At 73.2% G+C, this 20,837-nt stretch carries 22 protein-coding genes; 16 read left to right on the forward strand and 6 right to left on the reverse strand.

Translation table 11 applies throughout. The features are described 5' to 3' along the window. The coding region (gene hemW, locus M8330_RS18260) for a radical SAM family heme chaperone HemW (protein ID WP_250828489.1) at nucleotides 1-1,227 on the forward strand (1,227 nt) is incomplete at its 5' end. A gap of 45 nt (nucleotides 1,228-1,272) precedes the next feature. Here hemW and M8330_RS18265 read toward each other — a convergent pair. The 4 genes from M8330_RS18265 to M8330_RS18280 form a co-directional block, all read right to left on the reverse strand. Further along, nucleotides 1,273-1,746, reverse strand: a complete 474-nt coding sequence (locus M8330_RS18265; RefSeq protein ID WP_250828490.1) for a DUF4870 domain-containing protein — start codon at nucleotides 1,744-1,746, stop codon at nucleotides 1,273-1,275. A 190-nt stretch (nucleotides 1,747-1,936) separates the two neighbouring features. Next, nucleotides 1,937-2,782, reverse strand: a complete 846-nt coding sequence (locus M8330_RS18270; protein ID WP_250052445.1) for a DUF3097 domain-containing protein — start codon at nucleotides 2,780-2,782, stop codon at nucleotides 1,937-1,939. Nucleotides 2,783-2,863: 81 nt separating this feature from the next. Continuing rightward, nucleotides 2,864-3,763 carry an MBL fold metallo-hydrolase gene (locus tag M8330_RS18275; protein WP_250828491.1) on the reverse strand — a complete coding sequence of 300 codons (900 nt, stop codon included), beginning with the start codon at nucleotides 3,761-3,763 and terminating at the stop codon, nucleotides 2,864-2,866. A gap of 57 nt (nucleotides 3,764-3,820) precedes the next feature. After that, complete coding sequence (locus M8330_RS18280) at nucleotides 3,821-4,540, reverse strand: DUF2470 domain-containing protein (RefSeq protein WP_250828492.1); 720 nt, start codon at nucleotides 4,538-4,540, stop codon at nucleotides 3,821-3,823. A 315-nt stretch (nucleotides 4,541-4,855) separates the two neighbouring features. Here M8330_RS18280 and hrcA point away from each other — a divergent pair, with 315 nt between their 5' ends. The 3 genes from hrcA (at nucleotide 4,856) to M8330_RS18295 (ending at nucleotide 7,956) form a co-directional block, all read left to right on the forward strand. Then, nucleotides 4,856-5,911, forward strand: a complete 1,056-nt coding sequence (gene hrcA / locus M8330_RS18285; protein ID WP_250052457.1) for a heat-inducible transcriptional repressor HrcA — start codon at nucleotides 4,856-4,858, stop codon at nucleotides 5,909-5,911. Nucleotides 5,912-6,017: 106 nt separating this feature from the next. Beyond that, a complete protein-coding gene (gene dnaJ / locus M8330_RS18290) occupies nucleotides 6,018-7,196 on the forward strand; it encodes a molecular chaperone DnaJ (protein WP_250052440.1) in 1,179 nt (392 codons plus the stop codon). Between the two features lie 13 nt (nucleotides 7,197-7,209). Further along, complete coding sequence (locus M8330_RS18295) at nucleotides 7,210-7,956, forward strand: 16S rRNA (uracil(1498)-N(3))-methyltransferase (protein WP_250052438.1); 747 nt, start codon at nucleotides 7,210-7,212, stop codon at nucleotides 7,954-7,956. A 50-nt stretch (nucleotides 7,957-8,006) separates the two neighbouring features. Here the strand turns inward: M8330_RS18295 and M8330_RS18300 are convergent, their stop codons facing one another. After that, nucleotides 8,007-9,005 carry a Gmad2 immunoglobulin-like domain-containing protein gene (locus M8330_RS18300; protein WP_250828493.1) on the reverse strand — a complete coding sequence of 333 codons (999 nt, stop codon included), beginning with the start codon at nucleotides 9,003-9,005 and terminating at the stop codon, nucleotides 8,007-8,009. 188 nt (nucleotides 9,006-9,193) lie between these two features. Between M8330_RS18300 and M8330_RS22570 the strand changes: the two genes are divergently transcribed. Next, on the forward strand, nucleotides 9,194-9,535 hold the full coding sequence (locus tag M8330_RS22570) for an HIT domain-containing protein (protein ID WP_250052434.1): 342 nt from the start codon (nucleotides 9,194-9,196) through the stop codon (nucleotides 9,533-9,535). A gap of 12 nt (nucleotides 9,536-9,547) precedes the next feature. Here M8330_RS22570 and M8330_RS18310 read toward each other — a convergent pair whose 3' ends face one another. Next, a complete protein-coding gene (locus M8330_RS18310) occupies nucleotides 9,548-9,823 on the reverse strand; it encodes a hypothetical protein (protein WP_250052431.1) in 276 nt (91 codons plus the stop codon). 241 nt (nucleotides 9,824-10,064) lie between these two features. On the opposite strand from M8330_RS18310, the gene M8330_RS18315 reads away from it, so the two are divergent. The 11 genes from M8330_RS18315 to M8330_RS18365 all read left to right on the forward strand — a co-directional run bounded on the left by M8330_RS18315 (nucleotide 10,065) and on the right by M8330_RS18365 (nucleotide 20,792). Next, nucleotides 10,065-11,168: a PhoH family protein gene (locus tag M8330_RS18315; protein WP_250052429.1), complete on the forward strand. Its 1,104-nt coding sequence runs from the start codon at nucleotides 10,065-10,067 to the stop codon at nucleotides 11,166-11,168. Next, a complete protein-coding gene (gene ybeY, locus M8330_RS18320) occupies nucleotides 11,165-11,620 on the forward strand; it encodes an rRNA maturation RNase YbeY (protein WP_250052426.1) in 456 nt (151 codons plus the stop codon). The genes M8330_RS18315 and ybeY overlap by 4 nt, the downstream gene beginning before the upstream one ends. Nucleotides 11,621-11,627: 7 nt before the next feature. Further along, on the forward strand, nucleotides 11,628-12,917 hold the full coding sequence (locus tag M8330_RS18325) for a hemolysin family protein (RefSeq protein ID WP_250052424.1): 1,290 nt from the start codon (nucleotides 11,628-11,630) through the stop codon (nucleotides 12,915-12,917). Beyond that, complete coding sequence (locus M8330_RS18330; protein WP_250052422.1) at nucleotides 12,910-13,278, forward strand: cytidine deaminase-like protein; 369 nt, start codon at nucleotides 12,910-12,912, stop codon at nucleotides 13,276-13,278. Before M8330_RS18325 ends, M8330_RS18330 begins: the two co-directional genes overlap by 8 nt. 202 nt (nucleotides 13,279-13,480) lie before the next feature. Then, the gene (locus M8330_RS18335) at nucleotides 13,481-15,166 is read left to right on the forward strand and encodes an APC family permease (protein ID WP_250828494.1); all 1,686 of its coding nucleotides are present in this window, start codon (nucleotides 13,481-13,483) and stop codon (nucleotides 15,164-15,166) included. A gap of 136 nt (nucleotides 15,167-15,302) precedes the next feature. Beyond that, nucleotides 15,303-16,676 carry an FAD-binding oxidoreductase gene (locus M8330_RS18340; RefSeq protein ID WP_250828495.1) on the forward strand — a complete coding sequence of 458 codons (1,374 nt, stop codon included), beginning with the start codon at nucleotides 15,303-15,305 and terminating at the stop codon, nucleotides 16,674-16,676. Beyond that, nucleotides 16,673-17,971: a class I SAM-dependent methyltransferase gene (locus M8330_RS18345; protein WP_308196310.1), complete on the forward strand. Its 1,299-nt coding sequence runs from the start codon at nucleotides 16,673-16,675 to the stop codon at nucleotides 17,969-17,971. The genes M8330_RS18340 and M8330_RS18345 overlap by 4 nt, the downstream gene beginning before the upstream one ends. A 13-nt stretch (nucleotides 17,972-17,984) precedes the next feature. Beyond that, nucleotides 17,985-18,785: a siderophore-interacting protein gene (locus M8330_RS18350; protein ID WP_250828496.1), complete on the forward strand. Its 801-nt coding sequence runs from the start codon at nucleotides 17,985-17,987 to the stop codon at nucleotides 18,783-18,785. Next, nucleotides 18,782-19,750 (forward strand): GTPase Era, encoded by a 969-nt coding sequence (era, locus tag M8330_RS18355; RefSeq protein ID WP_250052414.1) that lies wholly within the window; start codon nucleotides 18,782-18,784, stop codon nucleotides 19,748-19,750. The genes M8330_RS18350 and era overlap by 4 nt, the downstream gene beginning before the upstream one ends. Before the next feature lie 92 nt (nucleotides 19,751-19,842). Then, a complete protein-coding gene (locus M8330_RS18360; protein WP_250828497.1) occupies nucleotides 19,843-20,571 on the forward strand; it encodes a DUF2975 domain-containing protein in 729 nt (242 codons plus the stop codon). After that, nucleotides 20,568-20,792, forward strand: a complete 225-nt coding sequence (locus M8330_RS18365; protein ID WP_308196311.1) for a helix-turn-helix domain-containing protein — start codon at nucleotides 20,568-20,570, stop codon at nucleotides 20,790-20,792. Before M8330_RS18360 ends, M8330_RS18365 begins: the two co-directional genes overlap by 4 nt. Nucleotides 20,793-20,837 lie beyond the last annotated feature (45 nt).

Consider the following 20,837-nt stretch of genomic DNA (forward strand, 5'->3'; position numbering starts at 1 on the left):
CCCGACGGTGAGCAGGCGCCGGACGACGGCGCGCTGCCGGCCTCCGCCCTCGACGGTCTCGGCAGTCGACCCTTCGGCCTCTACGTCCACGTGCCGTTCTGCACCGTGCGCTGCGGCTACTGCGACTTCAACACCTACACCTCCGCCGAGCTGGGCGTCGGCCCCGACGGCCGCGGCACCCCCGGTGCCTCCCGCGACACCTACGCCCAGGCCGCGGTGGCCGAGGTGCGCCGCGCGCGGCAGGTGCTCGGCGACGTCGACCTCCCCGTCGACACCATCTTCTTCGGCGGCGGCACGCCCACGCTGCTGAGCCCCGACGACCTCGGCTCGGTCATCGACGCGGCCCGCCAGGAGTTCGGGCTCGCGCCCGACGTGGAGGTCACCACCGAGTCCAACCCCGACTCCGTCGACGCGGCCGCGCTGGCCCGCCTGGCCGAGGTCGGGGTGAACCGGGTCAGCTTCGGCATGCAGAGCCAGGTCTCCCACGTCCTGACGGTGCTCGACCGCACCCACGACCCCCGCCGCGTCCCCGACGTCGTCCGCTGGGCCCGGGAGGGTGGCATCGAGCAGGTCAGCCTCGACCTCATCTACGGCACTCCCGGTGAGTCGCTGGCCGACTGGGAGACCTCGGTGGAGGCCGCCCTGGCGTGCGAGCCCGACCACGTCTCGGCCTACTCGCTCATCGTCGAGGACGGCACCGCTCTGGCCCGCCGCGTCCGTCGTGGCGAGCTGCCCATGCCCGACGAGGACGACCTGGCCGACAAGTACGCCGCCGCCGACTCCCGCCTCGTCGAGGCGGGGCTCTCCTGGTACGAGGTCAGCAACTGGTCCACCTCGGAGGAGACACGCTGCCGCCACAACGTCCTGTACTGGACGGGCGCCGACTGGTGGGGCGTCGGCCCCGGCGCGCACAGCCACGTGGGCGGCACCCGCTGGTGGAACGTCAAGCACCCCGTCGCCTACGCGCAGCGGCTGGGCTCGGGTCTCAGCCCGGCGCTGGCCCGGGAGGTGCTCTCGGCGGAGGACCGTCGCGTCGAGCGGGTCCTGCTGGAGCTGCGGCTGCGCGAGGGGATGCCGCTGCCGGTCCTGGACGACGGCGGGCGAGCGGCCGTGCCCGGCCTGGTGGCCCGCGGCCTGCTCGAGGTCGACCCCGGCGCCGACCGCGTCCGGATCACCGACGGCGCCCGCCTGGTGGCGGACGCCGTCGTGCGGGACCTGCTGCCCTGATCGAACCGGACCTCCGGGTCCGGGCACCGGCCGGGGACTGTCGGGTCAGCTGACCATGCGGATGGTCAGCGGGTAGCGGTAGTACTCGCCGTTCGCGGACTTCACGGTGCCGATGATGGTGAGCACGAGCCAGGCGATGCCGACGATCGGCAGCAGCACGATCCCGACCAGCACGAAGACCAGCACGAACGAGATGACCGCGTAGATCAGGATCGAGAGCTGGAAGTTGAGCGACTCCACGGCGTGGGCGCGGACCCGCGGCGAGGCGTTGCCCTTGATCAGCATGACCAGCAGCGGGCCGAGGAAGGCCAGCCCGCCGATGACCGAGCCGAGCAGCGCCGTCCAGTGCGCGGCGCACGACCAGGTGTTCTCCTCGGCCGGCGACATCGGCACCGGGCCACCGGGCGCGCCGTAGCCGTACGGCGGCTGCCCGCCCGGGGGCGGGGGCGGCGGGGCCTGGTGCTGCTCGGCCGGGTCCTGGCCCTGGTAGGGCTGCTCCGGGTACGGGTCCTGCGTCATGGTCGTTCCTCCAGGTGCGTGGTCCGGTCGCCCGGGTGATGGCGACGACACTAGTGGCCCCGGGTGCCCCACGGCCTCGGGGAAGGCCCTGATCCGGGGAGGACTTCCGGCCGCGTACCCGGGGTGCCGCCCAGGGTCTCGTCCAGGGTCTCGTCCAGGGTCTCGCCGGAGGTCTCGCCAGGGGGTCTTCTCAGGGGGCCGTGACGAAGTCGATGAGCTCCTCGACGCGGCCGAGCAGGGCGGGGTCGAGGTCGCGGTAGTCCCGCACGCCGCCCAGGATGTGCTTCCACGCCCGGGCGATGTCGGCCTGGTCGCGGTGCGGCCAGCCGAGGCGCTGGCAGGTGCCCTTCTTCCAGTCCTCGCGGCGCGGGACGTCGGGCCACGAGCCGATGCCGAGCCGGGCGGGCTTCACCGCCTGCCAGATGTCGATGAAGGGGTGGCCGACCACGAGCACGTGCGGACCCATGGGGGAACGGGCGACGGCGTCGGCGATCTTGGCCTCCTTGGAGCCGCGGACCAGGTGGTCCACGAGGACGCCGACCTTCTTCTGCGGCCCGGGTCGCACGTCGCGCAGGTGCTCCACGAGGTCGTCCACGCCGCCGAGGTACTCCACGACGACACCCTCGATGCGCAGGTCGTCGCCCCAGACCTTCTCCACCAGCTCGGCGTCGTGACGTCCCTCGACGAGGATGCGGCTGGCGCGGGCGACGCGGGCCTTGGCGTCGTGCACGGCCACCGAGCCGGACGCGGTGCGGGTCTTCTTCTCCGGGCCCGGGCGGGTCACCGGCGGGGTCAGGACGACCGGCTTGCCGTCGAGCAGGAAGCCGGCGCCGAGGGGGAAGGTGCGGCGCGTGCCGCGACGGTCCTCCAGCGTGAGCACGTGCAGGTCGCGGTCGACCTGGACGATCTCGCCGCAGAAGTCCGTGGTCACCTCCTCGACCACCTCACCGAGGTTCGCCGGCGCCTCGGTGGCGCGGCCACGCTTCGGGACGTTCCAGTCGCCCGCGAGGACGTCGGTGCCGTATCGATCAGCCACCCGGACACGCTAGGCGCCCGGCTCAGGGCGGTGTCGGCGGCACGCCGGGTCCAGCACGTCGGGACCACCGGCGACGAGGGCTCAGAGCAGGGGGAGACGCTTCTGGCTGCGGGGCAGGTGCTCGTAGACGCGGCGGACCGCGTCCGCGAGGTCGGCCGGCTCCCAGGGCAGGGTGAGCCCGGCGTCCGTGCTGGTCCAGCCCTCGTGGGCCACGGCGTCCTCCACGCTCACCCCGCGCGAGGCGAGGTCGCGCACGGTCTCGGCGAGCACGCCCAGGGCGCCGCGCTGGGTCTCGACGAAGTCCCGGTCGACCGGGGTGCCGTGCCCGGGGACCACCACGGTCGAGGGGCGCAGGAGGGGCAGGACGACGTCGAGGGTGAGCGGCCACTCCAGGGGGAAGCTGTCGGGGCCCAGGGCGGGCGGGCCGGCGGACTCCACGAGGTCGCCCGCGACGACCACGTCGGCGTCGGGCACGACCGCGACGAGGTCGCCGCTGGTGTGGCCGCGCCCGGGGTGCAGCAGCTCGACGAGCCGGTCGCCGAGGTCGACGAACCCGGCGGAGGAGAAGACGTGGTCGGGCAGCACGAGCGCGTCGACGTCGTCCTGCGTCGTGCGCCACCCCTCGGCGGAGGTGTTCTCGGGCGCAGGCCCGGGGTCCGCGGACCAGGCGGTGAGCTCGGCGAGGCAGCCCTCGTGCGCGTGCACCGGCAGGTCGTCGCCCCAGGTGGCGCGCAGCGCGGGGGTGCCGAGGACGTGGTCGTGGTGCGCGTGGGTCAGCACCGTCGCCACCACGGCGGTGCCGGGCGCCAGGGACGAGGCGAGCGACACGACGTCGTCGCGCAGCGCTGCTCCGGCGGCCAGGCACGCGTGCGTGTCGACCACCACCAGGCCGCGCTCACCGGCGACGACGGTGACGTTGACGTCGTACCAGGGGCGGGCCGAGACCCAGACGCGGTCGGCGATCTCCGTGAACGTGCTCACACCACCACCCTAGGGGCGCGATGCTCGGGCCAACCGGACAGCCCCGGGGCGCGGAGGTCAGTGCAGGGCGAGGCCGAGCGCGTCGCGCAGCAGCGGGCCGAGGTCCTCGGGGCCCTCCGCGGGCAGCACGAACGGCACCCGGCGCTCGTGGGCGCCCTCGTGGTCGATCCAGGCCACGACCGCGCCGTCGGCGTCCATCGAGGTCAGGGACGCGGCGATCATCCGCGCCTCCGGACGGCCGACGAGCCGCCCCACGGCCTCGCGCAGCAGGTCGCCGTGGCTGGCGTTGGCGTGCGCGCAGCAGCGGGCCAGGTGGCCGGCGTTGAGCGCCAGGTCGGGGGCGGAGAACGTCGACACGTCCACCGGCACCGACCCTGCGGAGCGGTGCAGCACGACCGTGGCGACCTCGAGCCGCAGCGTCACCTGGTCGCCGTGGGCCTCGACGTCCGCCAGGGCCAGCGTGCCGTGCAGGTCGAGGCGCGCGGCCTCGACGCCGCCGGGGAGCAGCTCGCCGGGAGCCGCCTCGGCCAGCCACAGGCGCACGCCCAGGCCCTCCCGGGCCGCGGCCACCAGCACGTGGTCGGTGGGCACCAGGAGGTGCGGCCGGCCGCCGTCGTCCACGAGCGAGACGCCCGCCAGCGAGAGCGGCGCGGTGGCCGGCTCCTGCGCCTGCGTGGGCGTGGCCAGGTGCAACGACGCCCGTGCCGGTGCCGCGAGCACGGAGCGGGCGGCGCGGGCCGCCTCGACGTCGGTGCTGGGCGCGCGGTGCAGGGTCATGCGGATGGCCTCCGGTGCTCGGTGCGAGGGTGGTCGGTGCGCCGGACGACCGCCGGCAGCCTCGAGTGTGGCATGGAGAGGCTTGCCTAACCAAGGGTTGCCTCACTTGGTGGGACGACGGTTCCTGCGAGCAACTCGGGGCAGGGCGCCGCGGCTCGCCCGACGTGCGTCACGCGACGTGGCGAGTAGGCTTGGCACTCACGACGCGCGAGTGCCAGTGGTGGGCCCTGGTCCGGCACGGCTCACGCGCGCCGGTCCACCCAGTCCAGATCAGCCCAGCCCCGTTCAGCCCCGTCGACGCCAGGAGGTGCCGTGATCCAGGAGGAGCGACGACTCGCCGTCCTGCGCGCCATCGTGGAGGACTACGTGGCCACCGAGGAGCCCGTCGGCTCCAAGGCGCTCGTCGAGCGGCACGGCCTCGGCGTCTCGCCGGCCACCGTGCGCAACGACATGGCCGCGCTGGAGGACGAGGGCTACATCGCCCAGCCGCACACCAGCGCGGGCCGCATCCCCACCGACAAGGGCTACCGGCTCTTCGTCGACCGGCTGACCACCGTCAAGCCGCTCTCGGGGGCCGAGCGCCGGGCCATCTCGACCTTCCTCGAGGGCGCCGTGGACATCGACGACGTCGTCCAGCGCTCGGTGCGGCTGCTCTCGCAGCTGACCCGCCAGGTCGCCGTGGTCCAGTACCCGACGCTCTCGGGCTCGACGGTGCGGCACGTCGAGCTCGTCGTGCTCACGCCCGAGCGGGTCCTCGTCGTGCTCATCCTCTCCTCCGGGCGGGTGGAGCAACGCGTCGTCGAGCTGCCCGCCGCGCTGGACGAGGAGGCGCTGGCCACCCTGCGCAGCCGCGTGCTGCACGCGGCGACCGGCCAGCGGATCGCCGAGGCCATGGAGGCGCTCGCCACCCTGGCGCCGGACCCCGAGGAGCTGCCGCACGGCGCGCCCTCGCCGGTGCCCGGTGCCGACCCGCGCAGCGTCGCCGCCGTGGTCGACGTGCTGCTGGAGGCGATGAGCGACGAGCGCTCCGACCAGCGCGTGGCCGTCGGTGGTGCCGCGAACCTGGCGCGCTTCGGGGACAGCTTCGACACCGCCGTCCGCCCGCTCCTGGAGGCGCTCGAGGAGCACGTCGTGCTGCTCAAGCTCATCGGCGAGGCGGGCTCCGGCGGGCTGGTGACGGTGCGGATCGGCGCCGAGGGCCCGATCGAGCAGCTGTCCTCGACCAGCGTCGTCTCCACCGGCTACGGCCCGGGCAGCCAGTCCCTGGCCTCGCTCGGCATCGTCGGGCCGACCCGCATGGACTACCCGAGCACCATGGCCGCCGTGCGCGCCGTGGCCGGCTACGTCTCCCGCATCCTCGACGAGGGCTGACGCCGCCCTCTGCCGCACCTCCCGCACGACCCCCCCCTGACACACCACCTGACACACCCCTGACACACCGCCTGACAGACCCAGCGAAGGAACACGAAGGAACACCGTGGCCCAGGACCTGTACGAGACCCTCGGGGTCTCCCGCGACGCCGACGCCGACGCGATCAAGAAGGCGTACCGCCGGATGGCGCGCAAGTACCACCCGGACGTGAACCCCGACCCGGAGGCCCAGGAGAAGTTCGGCGAGGTCAGCCGCGCCTACGAGGTGCTCTCCGACCCGGACAAGAAGGCCCACTACGACCGCGGCGGCGACCCGTTCGGCTCCGCCGGCGGCGGCTTCGGCGGTGGTGGGGCCCAGGGCTTCTCGTTCACCGACATCATGGACGCCTTCTTCGGCGGTGCCGGCCAGGCCCAGGGCCGTGGCCCGCGCCCGCGGATGCGTCGCGGCCAGGACGCGCTCATCCAGCTCGAGGTGAGCCTGGCCGAGGCGGCGTTCGGCACCACCCGCGAGATCACCGTCGACACCGCGGTCACCTGCGGCACCTGCGGCGGCGACGGCGCGGCGCCCGGCTCCTCGCCGGTGCCCTGCGAGACCTGCCACGGCCAGGGCGAGGTCGCCCACGTGCAGCGCTCGTTCCTCGGCGAGGTGCGCACGCTGCGTCCCTGCGCCGCCTGCCGCGGCTTCGGCACGGTCATCCCCGACCCCTGCCGCGAGTGCGCCGGCGACGGCCGTGTCCGCTCCCGCCGCACCCTCACCGTCAAGATCCCCGGCGGCGTCGACACCGGCACCCGCGTCCAGCTCTCCGAGCAGGGCGAGGTCGGCCCCGGCGGTGGCCCCGCCGGCGACCTCTACGTCGAGGTGCACGTCGGCCGGCACGACACCTTCACCCGTGAGGGCACCGACCTGCACTGCACGGTCAGCCTGCCGATGACGGCCGCCGCGCTCGGCACCACCCTGACCCTGCCGACCCTGGAGGCCGACGTGGTGCCCGAGGGCAGCGAGCCCTCGACCGACCTGGAGACGAGCTTCGAGATCGACGTGAAGCCCGGCACCCAGTCCGGCACGCAGCAGGTGCTGCGCGGGCGCGGCGTGCCCGGCCTGCGCGGCGGGCGTGGCGACCTGGTCGTCACCATCGCCGTCGACACGCCCACCAAGCTCGACGCCCGCCAGGAGGAGCTGCTCCGCGAGCTCGCCGCCGTGCGCGGCGAGGAGGCCCCGTCGGGCACCGTGAAGCCGGGCACGAAGTCGGTCTTCGGCCGGCTGCGCGACGCGTTCAACCACTGAGCGGGTCGCACGCATGAGCCTCCCGGTGCACCTCGCGCCCTCGCTCGCCGACGCCCACGTCGGTGGCGAGGTGCGGATCGAGGGCGACGAGGCCCACCACGCCGTCGCCGTCCGCCGGCTCGCGGTGGGGGAGCGCGTCGTCCTCACCGACGGGCACGGCAGGACGGCGACGGGCCCGGTGTCCGCCACCGGCAAGAAGGTCTTCTCCGTGACCGTCGAGAAGGTCGTCGACCATCCCGAGCCCGCACCGGCCCTGACCGTGGTGCAGGCGCTGCCGAAGGGCGATCGCGGCGAGCTCGCCGTCGAGGTGCTCACCGAGGTCGGTGTCGCCCGGGTCGTGCCCTGGGCGGCCGCTCGCTCGGTGGCCGTCTGGAAGGGCGAGCGCGCCGCCAGGTCGCACGCCAAGTGGGCCGCCACGGCCCGCGAGGCCGCCAAGCAGGCACGCCGCCCGTGGCACCCGGTCGTGGACCCGCTCGCCACCACCGGGCAGGTGGCCGACCTGCTGCGCGAGCACGACCTCGTCGTCGTCCTGCACGAGGAGGCGACCTCGTCCCTGGCGACCGTCCCGGTGCCGGCGTCCGGTCGCGTCGCCGTCGTCGTCGGCCCCGAGGGCGGTCTGACCCCCGAGGAGCTCGCCGCCTTCGAGGACGCCGGGGCGCGCACCGTCCTGCTGGGCACCGAGGTGCTCCGCACCTCGACCGCCGGCCTGGCCGCCTGTGCGGCGCTGCTCTCGCGCACCGCGCGCTGGGGCGGTGCCTGAGCCGCTGCCCGATCCCGTCGGACGGCCTCCGGGGCACCGCCGCCGCGGCGTCAGCCGATCGTGAAGGTCCGCGTGTCCGTCATGGGTGCGGCCACGCCCTCGCCGCCACTGCTGGCCACGAGCACGGTGTACGTGCCGGCCTTCAGGTCGGAGACGTCGACGTCCGTGGTGAACGGGTAGAGCTTGTCCATCCAGCCCTCGGCGGTGGCGTAGCCCTCGAGCACCTGCTTGCCCTCGGAGTCGGTGATCGTCCACGGCACGGTGGCCTCGAACGAGCTGGCCACGCCGTCCAGCGTGAGCGTGCCGCCGGTGACGGTCGCGCCCTCCTCGGGCGTGGTGAGGTTGACCAGCGACTGCACGGTCGTCTGGTCGCGGTTGCTCACGCCGTTGCCGGTCTCGACCCCGAGCAGGCTGGTGCCGCCCGAGGGGTCGGTGACGACCACCGGGAGCCGCTCCTGGAGGGCGCCCTGGACGGTGTGGACGACTGCCTGCACCGCGAGCTCGGCGTCGGCCTTGCTCGTGCCGTCCGGCCGCGCGGCGAGGGCGTCGTCGCTCAGGGTGACGGTGATGGTGCCGCCGTCGTCGGTCACGCTCGCCACGCCGGAGCCGGCGGTGAAGGGGGAGCGGTAGTCGGGGTCGAGGGGCTCGCCGGTGAGCAGCGCCTGGACGGCGCCGGCGGCCGCGTCGCCGGTGACCTGCTCGAACTCGCGGTAGAGGCGATCGCCCAGGGGAGTGGTGCCGACCCAGTAGACGGGCACGGTGCTGGTGGTCGCCTCGGCCTGCGAGGAGGTCTCGGTGGGGCTGGGGCTGGACTCCACCGGCGCCTCGGAGGTGGCCGCGTCGCTCGGGGCCGCCGCGCTGGTGCTGCCGGCCGGCGTGGTGGTGTCGGTGGCGGCGGTGTCGTCGTCCGAGCCGCAGGCGGTGAGCGCCGTGGCGCCCGCGCCGAGCAGGGCCAGGGCGGCCAGCCCACGTCGCAGCCCGCCTCGGTGCGGGGCGGTGCGGGGGGTGGTGCGCGTGCTGGTCATGGTGGTGCTCCCGTCTGTGCTCACCGGGCAAGCCTCCCCGTTCGGGGCCTCCGTGGCGGCCCCGACACACCGGGCGGGTGCCCGGGGCCGGTTCGGTCGTGCGTGTCGTGTGGTGCTGGTGTGACGCCTCGCGGCACGAAAAGGTTCCCGCCGGGCCGGGTGCGACCGGGAGGGCGCGGCGGGAGTGCCGCGGGGGATGCCAGGATGACGGCGTGGACGACTGCCTCTTCTGCAAGATCGTGGCCGGCGAGATCCCCGCGACCACGCTGCACGTCACCGAGCGCACGGTGGCGTTCGCCGACATCGAGCCGCAGGCACCCCTGCACGCGCTCGTCGTGCCGCGCACGCACGTGCCGAACGCCGCCGCGCTGGCCGCCGCCGAGCCGGACACGATGGCCGAGCTCGTCGCGACCGCCGCCGCCGTGGCCACGGCCGCCGGCCACCCCGACGACTACCGGCTCACCTTCAACACCGGTGCGGGCGCCGGCCAGACCGTGTTCCACGCGCACCTGCACGTGCTCGCCGGGCGCGACTTCACCTGGCCGCCGGGCTGAGCCGTGCGGCGGTCAGTGCGGGCCGAGGTAGACCAGGACCCGCAGCACCGCCATCACGACCGGGAAGCAGAACACCGCGATCATCACCCAGGCGACGGCCCGGTGGAACGGCTTGGAGGAGTCCAGCCGCCCGGCGAAGTCGAGCAGCGCCCCCTCCTGCGTGTGGTGGGTCAGCCCCAGCCGGCGGGCCTCGTCCGGCAGCCCGTGGCCGGGGAACCAGACGGGCTCGGTGTCGTCGTCGTCCGGGTCCTCCTCCAGCCACTCGCGCACGTCCGCTCCGCCTGACATGGCCCCCACGGTAGGGCAGGGACGTCGCGGTGGGGCTGCACCTGCGTCACGGCCCGGTGAACGGCCCGGTGGACAGGGCCGGTGGACAGGCCCGGTGGACAGGGCCGGTCCACCCGAGCCCAAACCGACGCGCGCCCCGCGGGGGCTGCGCCGTAGCATGGAAGCCTCAGCCGCTCCCGTGCGTTGCACCGGGTGCACGCACGCAGACGCAACCTGAAAGGCGCCCCGCCGCGGGGCATCCATGACTCCTCCTGACAGCACCCCCGACAGCAGCGCCGACGAGCGGTCCGCCGCCTCGACCCGGCACACCGTGACGGTGCCCAACAGCATTGACATGGTGAGCCTGCTCGGCCCCGGTGACGAGCACCTCGGCGTGCTCGAGAAGTCCTTCGACCTCGACCTGCACGTGCGCGGCAACCGGATCACGCTCGAGGGCGAGCCCGGTGAGGTCGCGCTGGCGGAGCGGCTCCTGGACGAGCTGGTGCGGATCATCCGCACCGGTCAGGGCGTGACTGCGGAGACCGTCGAGCGGGCGGTCTCGATGCTGCGCGCCGAGACGACGGAGCGCCCGGCCGACGTCCTGAGCCTCAACATCCTGTCCAACCGCGGCCGCTCGATCCGGCCGAAGACGCTGAACCAGAAGAAGTACGTCGACTCGATCGACACCCACACCATCACGTTCGGCATCGGCCCCGCGGGCACCGGCAAGACCTACCTGGCCATGGCTAAGGCCGTGCAGGCGCTGCACGCCAAGGAGGTCAACCGGATCATCCTGACCCGCCCGGCCGTCGAGGCCGGCGAGAAGCTCGGCTTCCTGCCCGGCACGCTCTCGGAGAAGATCGACCCCTACCTGCGGCCGCTCTACGACGCGCTGCACGACATGGTCGACCCGGAGTCGATCCCGAAGCTCCTGGCCGCCGGCACCATCGAGGTGGCGCCACTGGCCTACATGCGCGGCCGCACGCTCAACGACTCCTTCATCATCCTGGACGAGGCGCAGAACACGACGCCCGAGCAGATGAAGATGTTCCTGACCCGCCTGGGCTTCGGCTCGAAGATGGTGGTCACCGGTGACGTCACCCAGACCGACCTGCCGGGCAGCGCGAAGTCGGGCCTGCGGGTCGTGGAGGACATCCTCGACGGCGTGGACGACATCGGCTTCCACCGGCTGACCAGCCAGGACGTCGTCCGCCACCGCCTGGTCGGCAAGATCGTCGCCGCCTACGACGCGTTCGACGCCGTCGCGGAGCGCCGCCGCGCTCAGCGCGAGGAAGAGGCCCGGGCGAGCGCCCGCGGCACCCACGAGTCCCGGGCCGAGGGCCCGCGCGCAGGAGGAGCACGGTGAGCATCGAGGTCCTGGACGAGTCCGGTCAGGGGCTGGACGTCCACCACCTGGCCCGGCTGAGCCGCTTCGTGATGGACGCGATGCGCGTCCACCCCGAGGCCGAGCTCTGCATCCGCGCGGTGGACGAGCCGACCATCGCCGAGCTCAACGAGCAGTGGATGGAGAAGGAGGGGCCGACCGACGTCCTGGCCTTCCCCATGGACGAGCTGCGCCCCGGCCTGGTCGACGAGGAGCCCGAGGAGGGCGTCCTCGGCGACCTCGTGCTGTGCCCCGTGGTCGCCGAGCGGCAGGGCGAGACGGCCGGTCACGGCACCCTGGCCGAGATCGAGCTGCTCACCACCCACGGCATCCTGCACCTGCTCGGCTACGACCACGCCGAGCCCGAGGAGCACAAGGTGATGTTCGGGCTCCAGGACGAGCTGCTCGCGCGCTGGCGCGGCCAGGACGGCTGATCCCGACATGAACCACGTCTGGCTGCTGGTGACGGCGGCCGTCCTGGTCGTGCTGGCCGGGGCGTTCTCGGCCGCCGACGCGGCACTCTCCGGCTTCAGCCGCGCCCGCGCGGAGGAGCTGGCCGACGAGGACCGGGCCGGTGCCAAGCGGCTCGTCGCCGTGCTCGACGACGCCTCCCGCTACCTCAACACCGCGCTGCTGCTGCGGCTGGTCTTCGAGGTCTCGGCGATCGTGCTGGTCGCGCTCCAGGTGGACGCGCTCTACGACGGCGCCTGGTGGGCCAGCGTGCTCACCTCGATCGCGATCATGGTGGTCGTCTCGTTCGTCGTGATGGGCGTGGCCCCCCGCACGGTGGGCCGCCAGCACTCCGAGACGGTGGCGCTGCTCTCGGCCGGGCCGGTCTCGTTCCTCACCAAGGTGCTGGGCCCGCTGCCCGTGCTCCTCATCGCGCTCGGCAACGCGATCACCCCCGGCCGCGGCTTCCGCCAGGGTCCGTTCTCGACCGAGACCGAGCTGCGCGAGCTGGTCGACCTGGCCGAGGCGTCCTCGGTGATCGAGTCCGAGGAACGACGGATGATCCACTCCGTCTTCGAGCTGGGCGACACGATGGTGCGCGAGGTGATGGTGCCCCGCAACGACGTGGTCTACGTCGAGCGCTACAAGAACCTGCGCCAGACGCTCTCGCTGTGCCTGCGCAGCGGCTTCTCGCGGCTGCCGGTCATCGACGACAACCTCGACCACGTGGTCGGCGTCGCCTACCTCAAGGACCTCGTGCGCCGCGACTTCGACGACCCCGAGGCCGAGCTGACGGTGCGGGTCGACGAGATCATGCGGACGCCGGCCTTCGTTCCGGACTCCAAGCCGGTCGACGACCTGCTCAAGGAGATGCAGGCCCGCCGCCAGCACGTGGCCGTCGTGGTCGACGAGTACGGCGGCACCGCCGGCCTGGTCACCATCGAGGACGTCCTGGAGGAGATCGTCGGCGAGATCACCGACGAGTACGACGCCGAGGAGGTGCCCGTGCAGACGGTCGCCGAGGGCGTCGTCCGGGTCTCCAGCCGCTTCCCGGTCGACGACCTGGAGGAGCTGATCGGCGTGGAGGTCGAGGAGGAGGACGTCGACTCCGTCGGCGGCCTCATGGCCAAGCACCTGGGCCTCGTGCCCATCCCCGGCTCCCATGTGGAGGCCCACGGCCTCCGGTTCGTGGCCGAGGGGACAGCAGGACGACGCAACAAGCTCGGCACGGTGCTGATCGCCGTCGTCGAGCCCGAGGAGGAGGACGACGAGGATGAGTGACGCACGGACCCGCACGGAGCCCCCGGCCACGCTCGAGGCCGAGGACAAGAAGCTCGTGACCCTGGCCCGCGCCACCCGGGCCCGCACCCAGGCCGCGCAGGGCGCCGCCGTCCGCGACTCCGACGGACGCACCTACGCCGCCGCGACCGTCGCGCTGCCCTCGCTCGCCGTCTCGGCGATCGGCGTCTGCATCGCCATGGCCGTGGCCTCCGGCTCCGGCGGCCTCGAGGCCGTCGTGGTGCTTGGTGAGGACGACGTCGCCGAGACCGACCTCGCCGCCGTCGCCGAGTTCGCCGGCCCCGGCGTCCCCGTGCACCACGGCGACGCCCGCGGCACGCTGGACGCCACCGTCCTGAGCTGAGCCCGTCGCGGCCTGCTCGCCGCTGGTACGACCCACCACATTCGTGGTCTCGACTCTCTGGCACCACGCATGTGGTGGGGCGTACCTGTCTGCCCCGCGTCGGAGCAGGCGAGTCCGGGGCAGCCCCCGGGTCGTGACGAGGTGAGCGGTACCACCTGACGGGTGAGGTGACAGGCCGGTTGTCAGGGTCAACCATGTCTGCATGGCTCTCGACACCCAGCACCGCCCCGCACCCGCGCCGGGCGGCGGTGAGGCAGGCCTGAAGCGACACGTCGGTGTCGTCGGTCTCCTCTTCGCCAGCGTCGGCTCCATCATCGGCTCCGGCTGGCTCTTCGGAGCGCTGAACGCCGCCCAGACCGCCGGCCCCGCGGCGATCCTGTCCTGGGTGCTGGGAGGCGCCCTCATCCTGCTGCTCGCGCTCGTCTACGCCGAGCTCGGCACGATGTACCCGCTCTCCGGCGGCGTCGTGCGCTACCCGCACATGAGCTTCGGCAACCTCGCCAGCTTCGCCTCGGGCTGGATCACCTGGGTCGCGGTCGCGACCACCGCCCCGATCGAGGTGGCGGCCGCGCTCCAGTACGGGACGAGGTACGCGCCCTTCACGGCCGAGAACACCGTCGGCGGCGACACCGTCTACACGCTGACCGCCCTCGGCTACGCGGCCGCGGTCGTGCTGATGGCGCTCTTCGTGGTCGTCAACGCGATCGGCGTGCGCTGGTTCGCGCGCATCAACAACGTCCTGGTCGGCTGGAAGCTCGTCATCATCGTGCTGGTCATCGCCGCGTTCCTGGTGGCGGCCTTCCACGGAGAGAACTTCTCCTCGGCCGGCTTCGCCCCGTCCGGCTACCACGGCGTGTTCACCGCGGTGGCCACCAGCGGCATCGTCTTCTCCTACCTCGGCTTCCGCCAGGGCATCGAGCTGGCGGGGGAGACCGACAACCCGCGCCGCAACGTGCCGCTCGCCGTGATCGGCTCGGTGCTGCTCACCGTCGTCCTCTACGTCGCCCTCCAGGTCGCCTTCATCGGCGCCCTGGACCCCGCCACGCTGGCCGACTCCGGGTCCTGGGCGGACCTCTCCTTCGCCAACGACTTCGGCCCCCTGGCCGCGGTCGCCACCGCCCTCGGCCTGGCCTGGCTGGCCTTCCTCCTCTACGCCGACGCGATCATCTCTCCCGGCGACACCGGGCTCATCTACACGACGGTCACCGCTCGCATCACCTACGCGATGGCCCGCAACGGCAACGCCCCGCGGACCCTCGCGCGCACCACCGAGCGCGGCGTCCCGATGGTCGGCCTGGTCATCGCCTTCGTCGTCGGCCTGATCGCGCTGCTGCCGTTCCCCTCGTGGCAGCAGCTGGTCGGGTTCATCACCTCGGCCACCGTGCTCAGCTTCGCCTCCGGTCCGCTGGTGCACGCCGCTCTGCGCAAGCAGCTGCCCGACGCCGTCCGCCCGTTCCGCCTGCCCGGCGGCCACACCATCCCGTTCCTGGCCTTCTGGGGCTCCAACCTGATCGTCTACTGGAGCGGCTGGACGACGGTGTGGAAGCTCATGGTCGCCGTGCTGATCGGCTTCGTGCTGCTCGGCGTCTTCGCCGCCACCGGCGGGCTCAAGGGTCGCGACCTCGACGCGCGCAGCGGGCTGTGGGTGCTGCCCTGGCTCGGCGGCCTCACGCTCATCTCGTTCCTCGGCTCCTACCCGGAGCCCGCCGCCGGCAACACCATGACCCTCGGCTTCGTCACCTCCTTCCTCCTGCTCGGCGCGCTGTCGGCCGTCGTCTACGTCATGGCCTTCGCCTGGCGCCTGCCCGACGACAAGGCGCGGGCCTACGTCGAGGAGACGCTCGCCGAGGCCGCCGCGGAGGAGGACGAGGTGGGCAGTGCCCACTGACGGGCCCACTGACGGCCCCACCAGCGGGCCACCGACGGGCCCGGACCTCGCCTCCGCTGTGATCCAGCAGACGCCGCCGTCCGGGTCCGTCACAGCCCGTGGCACCAGGCCCTCCGGCGGGCGTACGTTGGGGAGGGTGAACGCTGCGAAGGGCTGGACGTCCCACGAGGAGGCCGTGGCCCGGCTGCGCGCCTCCTACGCCGCGCTGCCGTCCGGCGCGCCCGTCCGGCTGGCCAAGCGCACGTCGAACCTCTTCCGGCCACGCGCCGCGGCGACCGTCGGCCTCGACGTCTCCGGGCTCGACGGCGTGATCGAGGTGGACGCGGCGGGGCGCACCGCCGAGGTGCAGGGCATGTGCACCTACGAGGACCTCGTGGACGCCACCCTGCCGCACGGCCTGATCCCGACCGTCGTGCCGCAGCTGCGCACCATCACCCTCGGCGGTGCCGTCACGGGCCTGGGCATCGAGTCGACCAGCTTCCGCTCGGGCCTCCCGCACGAGGCGGTGCTGGAGATGGACGTCATCACCGGCTCGGGCACGGTCGTCACCTGCAAGCCCGGCGACGACCTGTTCGACGCCTTCCCCAACTCCTACGGCTCCCTCGGGTACGCGGTGCGGCTGCGGATCGAGCTCGAGCAGGTCCCCGGCTACGTCACCCTGCGCCACGTCCGGTTCCACGACACCGACGCCCTCCGGGCGGCCATCGAGGAGGTCGTGACCACCGGCGAGCACGACGGCGTGCGCGTCGACGGGATGGACGGGGTGGCGTTCGCGCCGGGGGAGTACTACCTCAGCCTCGCCACGTGGGCCCGGCACCCCGAGGCCACGCCCAGCGACTACACCGGGCAGCAGGTCTTCTACCGCTCCCTGCAGCAGCGCTCCACCGACGTCCTGACGATGCACGACTACCTGTGGCGCTGGGACACCGACTGGTTCTGGTGCTCGGGCGCGTTCGGCGTCCAGAACCCCACCGTGCGCCGGCTGTGGCCGCGCCGCTGGCGCCGCTCCGACGTCTACCACCGCCTCGTCGGCCTCGACGAGAGGTACCGGCTCGTCGAGCGCCTCGACGCCCGCGCCGGTCGGCCCCTGCGCGAGAAGGTGGTGCAGGACGTCGAGGTGCCCCTCGACCGGCTGGGTGACTTCCTCGACTGGTTCGACGAGGCCGTCGGCATGCGCCCCGTGTGGCTGTGCCCGCTCGTCGCGCGCGGCACCGCCAGCGGCGGCCGGTGGCCGACCTACCCGCTGGAGCCGGGCGAGACCTACGTGAACATCGGCTTCTGGGGCACCGTGCCGGTCGGCCCCGACGCCTCCGACGGCCCCACGAACCGCGCCATCGAGGCGCGGGTCCACGAGCTGGGCGGCCACAAGTCGCTCTACTCGCAGGCCTTCTACGACCGCGAGACGTTCGACGCGCTCTACGACGGCCCCGGCCTCGCGCGCGTCAAGGCCGTCCACGACCCCGACGACCGGCTGACCTCCCTCTACGACAAGGTGGTGCGCGCGCAGTGAGCAGCGCTTCGAGCAACAGTGGATTCCAGCTGGCCCCGGCCCTCGCGGCCCTCATGCGCGACGGCATGCCGCTGCGGCTGGTGGCCTTCGACGGTTCCTCCGCGGGCCCGGAGGACGGGGCGGTGACCCTCGAGCTCACCAGCGAGCGCGGCCTGGCCTACCTGCTGGGCGCCCCGGGCGACCTGGGCCTCGCCCGGGCCTACGTGACGGGCGAGCTGGTCGTGCACGGCGTGCACCCCGGCGACCCCTACGAGGCGCTCTCGCTGCTGATGAACCACACCAAGTTCCGCGCGCCGACGCCCTCGGAGGTCGTCGGGCTGCTCCAGGGCATCCGGTCCACCATCGGCCTGAAGTCGCTCGCGCCGCCGCCCGTGCCGCCGCAGGAGCACCTGCCCCGCTGGCGTCGCGTGGTCGAGGGCGTCCGGCACTCGCTCATCCGCGACGCCGAGGCCATCCACCACCACTACGACGTCTCCAACACCTTCTACGAGCACGTCCTCGGGCCCTCCATGGCCTACACCTGCGCGGTCTACCCCGAGCTGGACAGCACGCTCGAGGCCGCGCAGGAGGAGAAGTTCGACCTCGTGTGCCGCAAGCTGGGCCTGCAGCCCGGGCAGCGGCTCCTCGACATCGGCTGCGGCTGGGGCGGCATGGTCCGCCACGCCGCCAAGCACTACGGCGTCACCGCGCTCGGCGTCACGCTGAGCCGCGAGCAGGCGTCCTGGGCCAAGGCCGCGATCGACGCCGACGGCCTCGGCGACGTCGCCGAGGTGCGGCACAGCGACTACCGCGACGTGCTGGAGTCCGACTTCGACGCGATCAGCTCCATCGGTCTGCTCGAGCACATCGGCGTCAAGCAGTACCCCGAGTACTTCGGCTTCGTCACCGACCACCTGCGCCCCGGCGGCAAGCTGCTCAACCACCAGATCACCCGGCCGCACAACAAGCCGACCAGCACGGGCGCCTTCATCGACCGCTACGTCTTCCCCGACGGGGAGCTCACCGGCTCGGGCACGATCATCGCCGCCGCGCAGGACGCCGGCCTCGAGGTCGTCCACGAGGAGAACTTCCGCAAGCACTACGCGATGACGCTGCGCGACTGGAACCGCAACCTGCGCGACTCGTGGGAGGAGTGCGTGGCCGAGGTCGGTGAGGGCACCGCCCGCGTGTGGGGCCTCTACATGGCCGGCTCGCGCCTCGCGTTCGAGCGCAACGAGATCCAGCTGCACCAGGTGCTGGCCTCCAAGCCCACGGCCGAGGGGGACGACGGATTCGGGCTGCGCCTGCAGTGGTGAGTAGCCTCGAGCGGTGAGCACGAGGGCCCAGCAGCACGTCGGTACCGTCCTGCGCCGTGAGCGCCTGACGCCGCACCTGCTGCGCCTGGTCATCGGCGGCGAGGGCCTGGCCGGCCTGGTCTCCACCGGCCTGCCCGACGAGTGGCTCGGGCTGGTCGTCCCCGGCCAGTTCCAGAGCCGCTACTACACGGTGCGCTCGTGGGACGGCACCGAGCTCGTCCTCGACGTCGTCGTGCACGAGGTCGGCCTCGTCACCGAGTGGGCCCAGCGCGCCGACGGCGTGATCGGCGAGCAGGTCACGGTCACCGACCCCAAGGGCTCCGTGAGCATCCCGGACGACGCCGGGTGGGTCGTCCTCGTGGGCGACCTCACCGCGATGCCCGCGATGGCCCGCACCGCCGAGCACGCCCTGGCCGCCGGCCTGCCCGTGAGCATCCACGCCGAGGTGCCGGAGAAGGTGCCCGGCTACCTGCCCGACGGCGCCGACGTCACCTGGCTGCCGCAGCCGGCCGACCACGGCTCCGCCCTGGCCGACGTCGTCGCCGGCCTCGCGTGGCCCGCGGGCCCCGGCTACTTCTGGATGGCGGGGGAGTCCGCCCAGATGCGCGCCATCCGCAAGCACCTCATGCGCGAGGTCGCCATGGCCTCCGACCACTACGACGTGATGGGCTACTGGCGCGGCGGGCAGCAGCGCCAGCCCCGCGCCGTCGACCCCGGCCCCATCTGGCGCGCCGGCAAGGCCGCCGGCAAGAGCGACGACGAGATCTGGGCGGACTACGACGCCGCCCGCGACGCACAGGAGACCGACCGATGAGCCTTCCGCCACCCGCACCGCCGGTGTTCTCGTCGGGCTCGCCCGTGCCCGAGGGCCACCGCAGCGGCTTCGCCTCGTTCGTGGGCCGGCCCAACGCCGGCAAGTCGACGCTCACCAACGCGATCGTCGGCACCAAGGTCGCCATCACCAGCGACAAGCCGCAGACCACCCGCTCGGTCGTGCGCGGCATCGTGCACCGCCCCGACGCCCAGCTCGTGCTCGTCGACACCCCCGGCGTGCACCGCCCGCGCACCCTGCTGGGCGAGCGGCTCAACGACCTCGTCCTTACCACCTGGAACGAGGTGGACGTCGTCGCCGTCTGCTTCCCCGCGAACGAGAAGATCGGCCCCGGCGACCGGTTCATCGTCAACGAGCTGACCAAGGTCAAGCGGACGCCGAAGATCGCGGTGGCGACCAAGACCGACCTTGCCACGCCCGAGCGGATCGCCGAGCACCTGCTCGACATCTCCGCGCTGGGTCACGACACCGGCACCGACTGGATGGAGATCGTCCCGGTCTCCGCGCAGGACGGCGACCAGGTCGACCTGCTCGCCGACCTGCTGGTCAAGCGCCTGCCCGAGGGCCCGCCGCTCTACCCCGAGGGCGAGCTGACCGACTCGCCGGAGGAGACGCTGGTCGCCGAGCTCGTCCGCGAGGCCGCCCTGGACGGCGTCCGCGACGAGCTGCCCCACTCCATCGCCGTCGTGGTCGAGGAGATGGGCCTGCGCGAGGACCGCCCGGAGGACAAGCCGCTCCTCGACGTGCACGCCACGCTCTACGTCGAGCGTGACTCCCAGAAGGGCATCGTGATCGGCAGGAAGGGCGCCCGGCTCAAGACCGTCGGCGCCGCCGCGCGCCGTCAGATCGAGGCCATGCTCGGCACACCGGTCTACCTCGACCTCCGCGTCAAGATCGCCAAGGACTGGCAGCGGGACCCGCGCCAGCTGCGCAAGCTCGGCTTCTGAGCCGAGCCGGACGACAGGGAGGCCCCGGAGCCTGGCTCCGGGGCCTCTTGCTCACTCCTTGACACATCGTTTGTCGATGGTATCGAATAACGATGGTATCGATCATCGTCATGGAGAACCGGATGAGACCTGCCGGCACGCTGACCTGGGTCGTCCAGGGCCTCTGCCTCGCCCTGGCGGCCCTGAGCCTGGTGGGCTCCCTCGCCTGGGTGCTGGGGCCGAACGGCGCGGACGTCGTCCCGCTGTACCGCCTCGGCGAGGCCATCGGCACCAGCGAGCAGAACACCGTCGCGCACGAGGCCGTGGTCGTCTCGGGACGTGCCGGCGTGGCGACCGCCGCGGCGGCGAACGAGGCCCTCGCCCCGCAGCGGGAGGCAGACGCCACGAGCGCGAGCCCGTCGGGGTTCGTCGAGTTCTACGGCGCTCAGGCCCAGCTGTCCTTCTGGGGCCTGGGGCGGTGGGAGTCGCTCGCCTGGACCGGGACCAGGGCGCTGCCGCTCCTGGGGCTGTCGCTGATCTGGCTCCTGCTGGCCCTCACCATGCGTGACGTGCGGCGCGGGGACGTGTTCACCACCCGGGTCGCCCGGCGGGTCGCCGTCATCGGGGGCCTGGTGCTCGTGGGCGTGCCGGTGACCGCGGTCCTGCGCCAGGTGCTCGCCGTCCACCTGGTGGAGTCCTCGTGGGCCGCGGACATCGCGGACGCGGCGCCCGCCGCACTCGTCCCGTGGTGGTCCGTCGTGGTGGGGCTGGTCCTGCTGGTGCTCGCGACCGCCTGGCGCGAGGCGGCCGTCATGCGCCGCGACCTCGAGGGGCTGGTGTGAGCCCGGCTCCGGACGACGCACATCGGGTGCACTGCCGCCTCGACGAGCTGCTCGCCGACCGGGGGATGACCCTCACCGACCTCGCGGACCGCGTCGGCGTGACCGTCGTGAACCTCTCCGTGCTCAAGAACGACCGGGCACGCGCCGTGCGGTTCTCGACGCTGACCGCGATCTGCGACGTCCTGGGGTGCGACGTCGGGGACCTCTTCACCGTGCGGTGAGCGGGTCGGTCCTCCGAGCTCAGGCAGGGACTCAGGCAGGGACTC

The organism is Nocardioides bruguierae, assembly GCF_023656415.1.
Lineage (GTDB): Bacteria > Actinomycetota > Actinomycetes > Propionibacteriales > Nocardioidaceae > Nocardioides > Nocardioides bruguierae.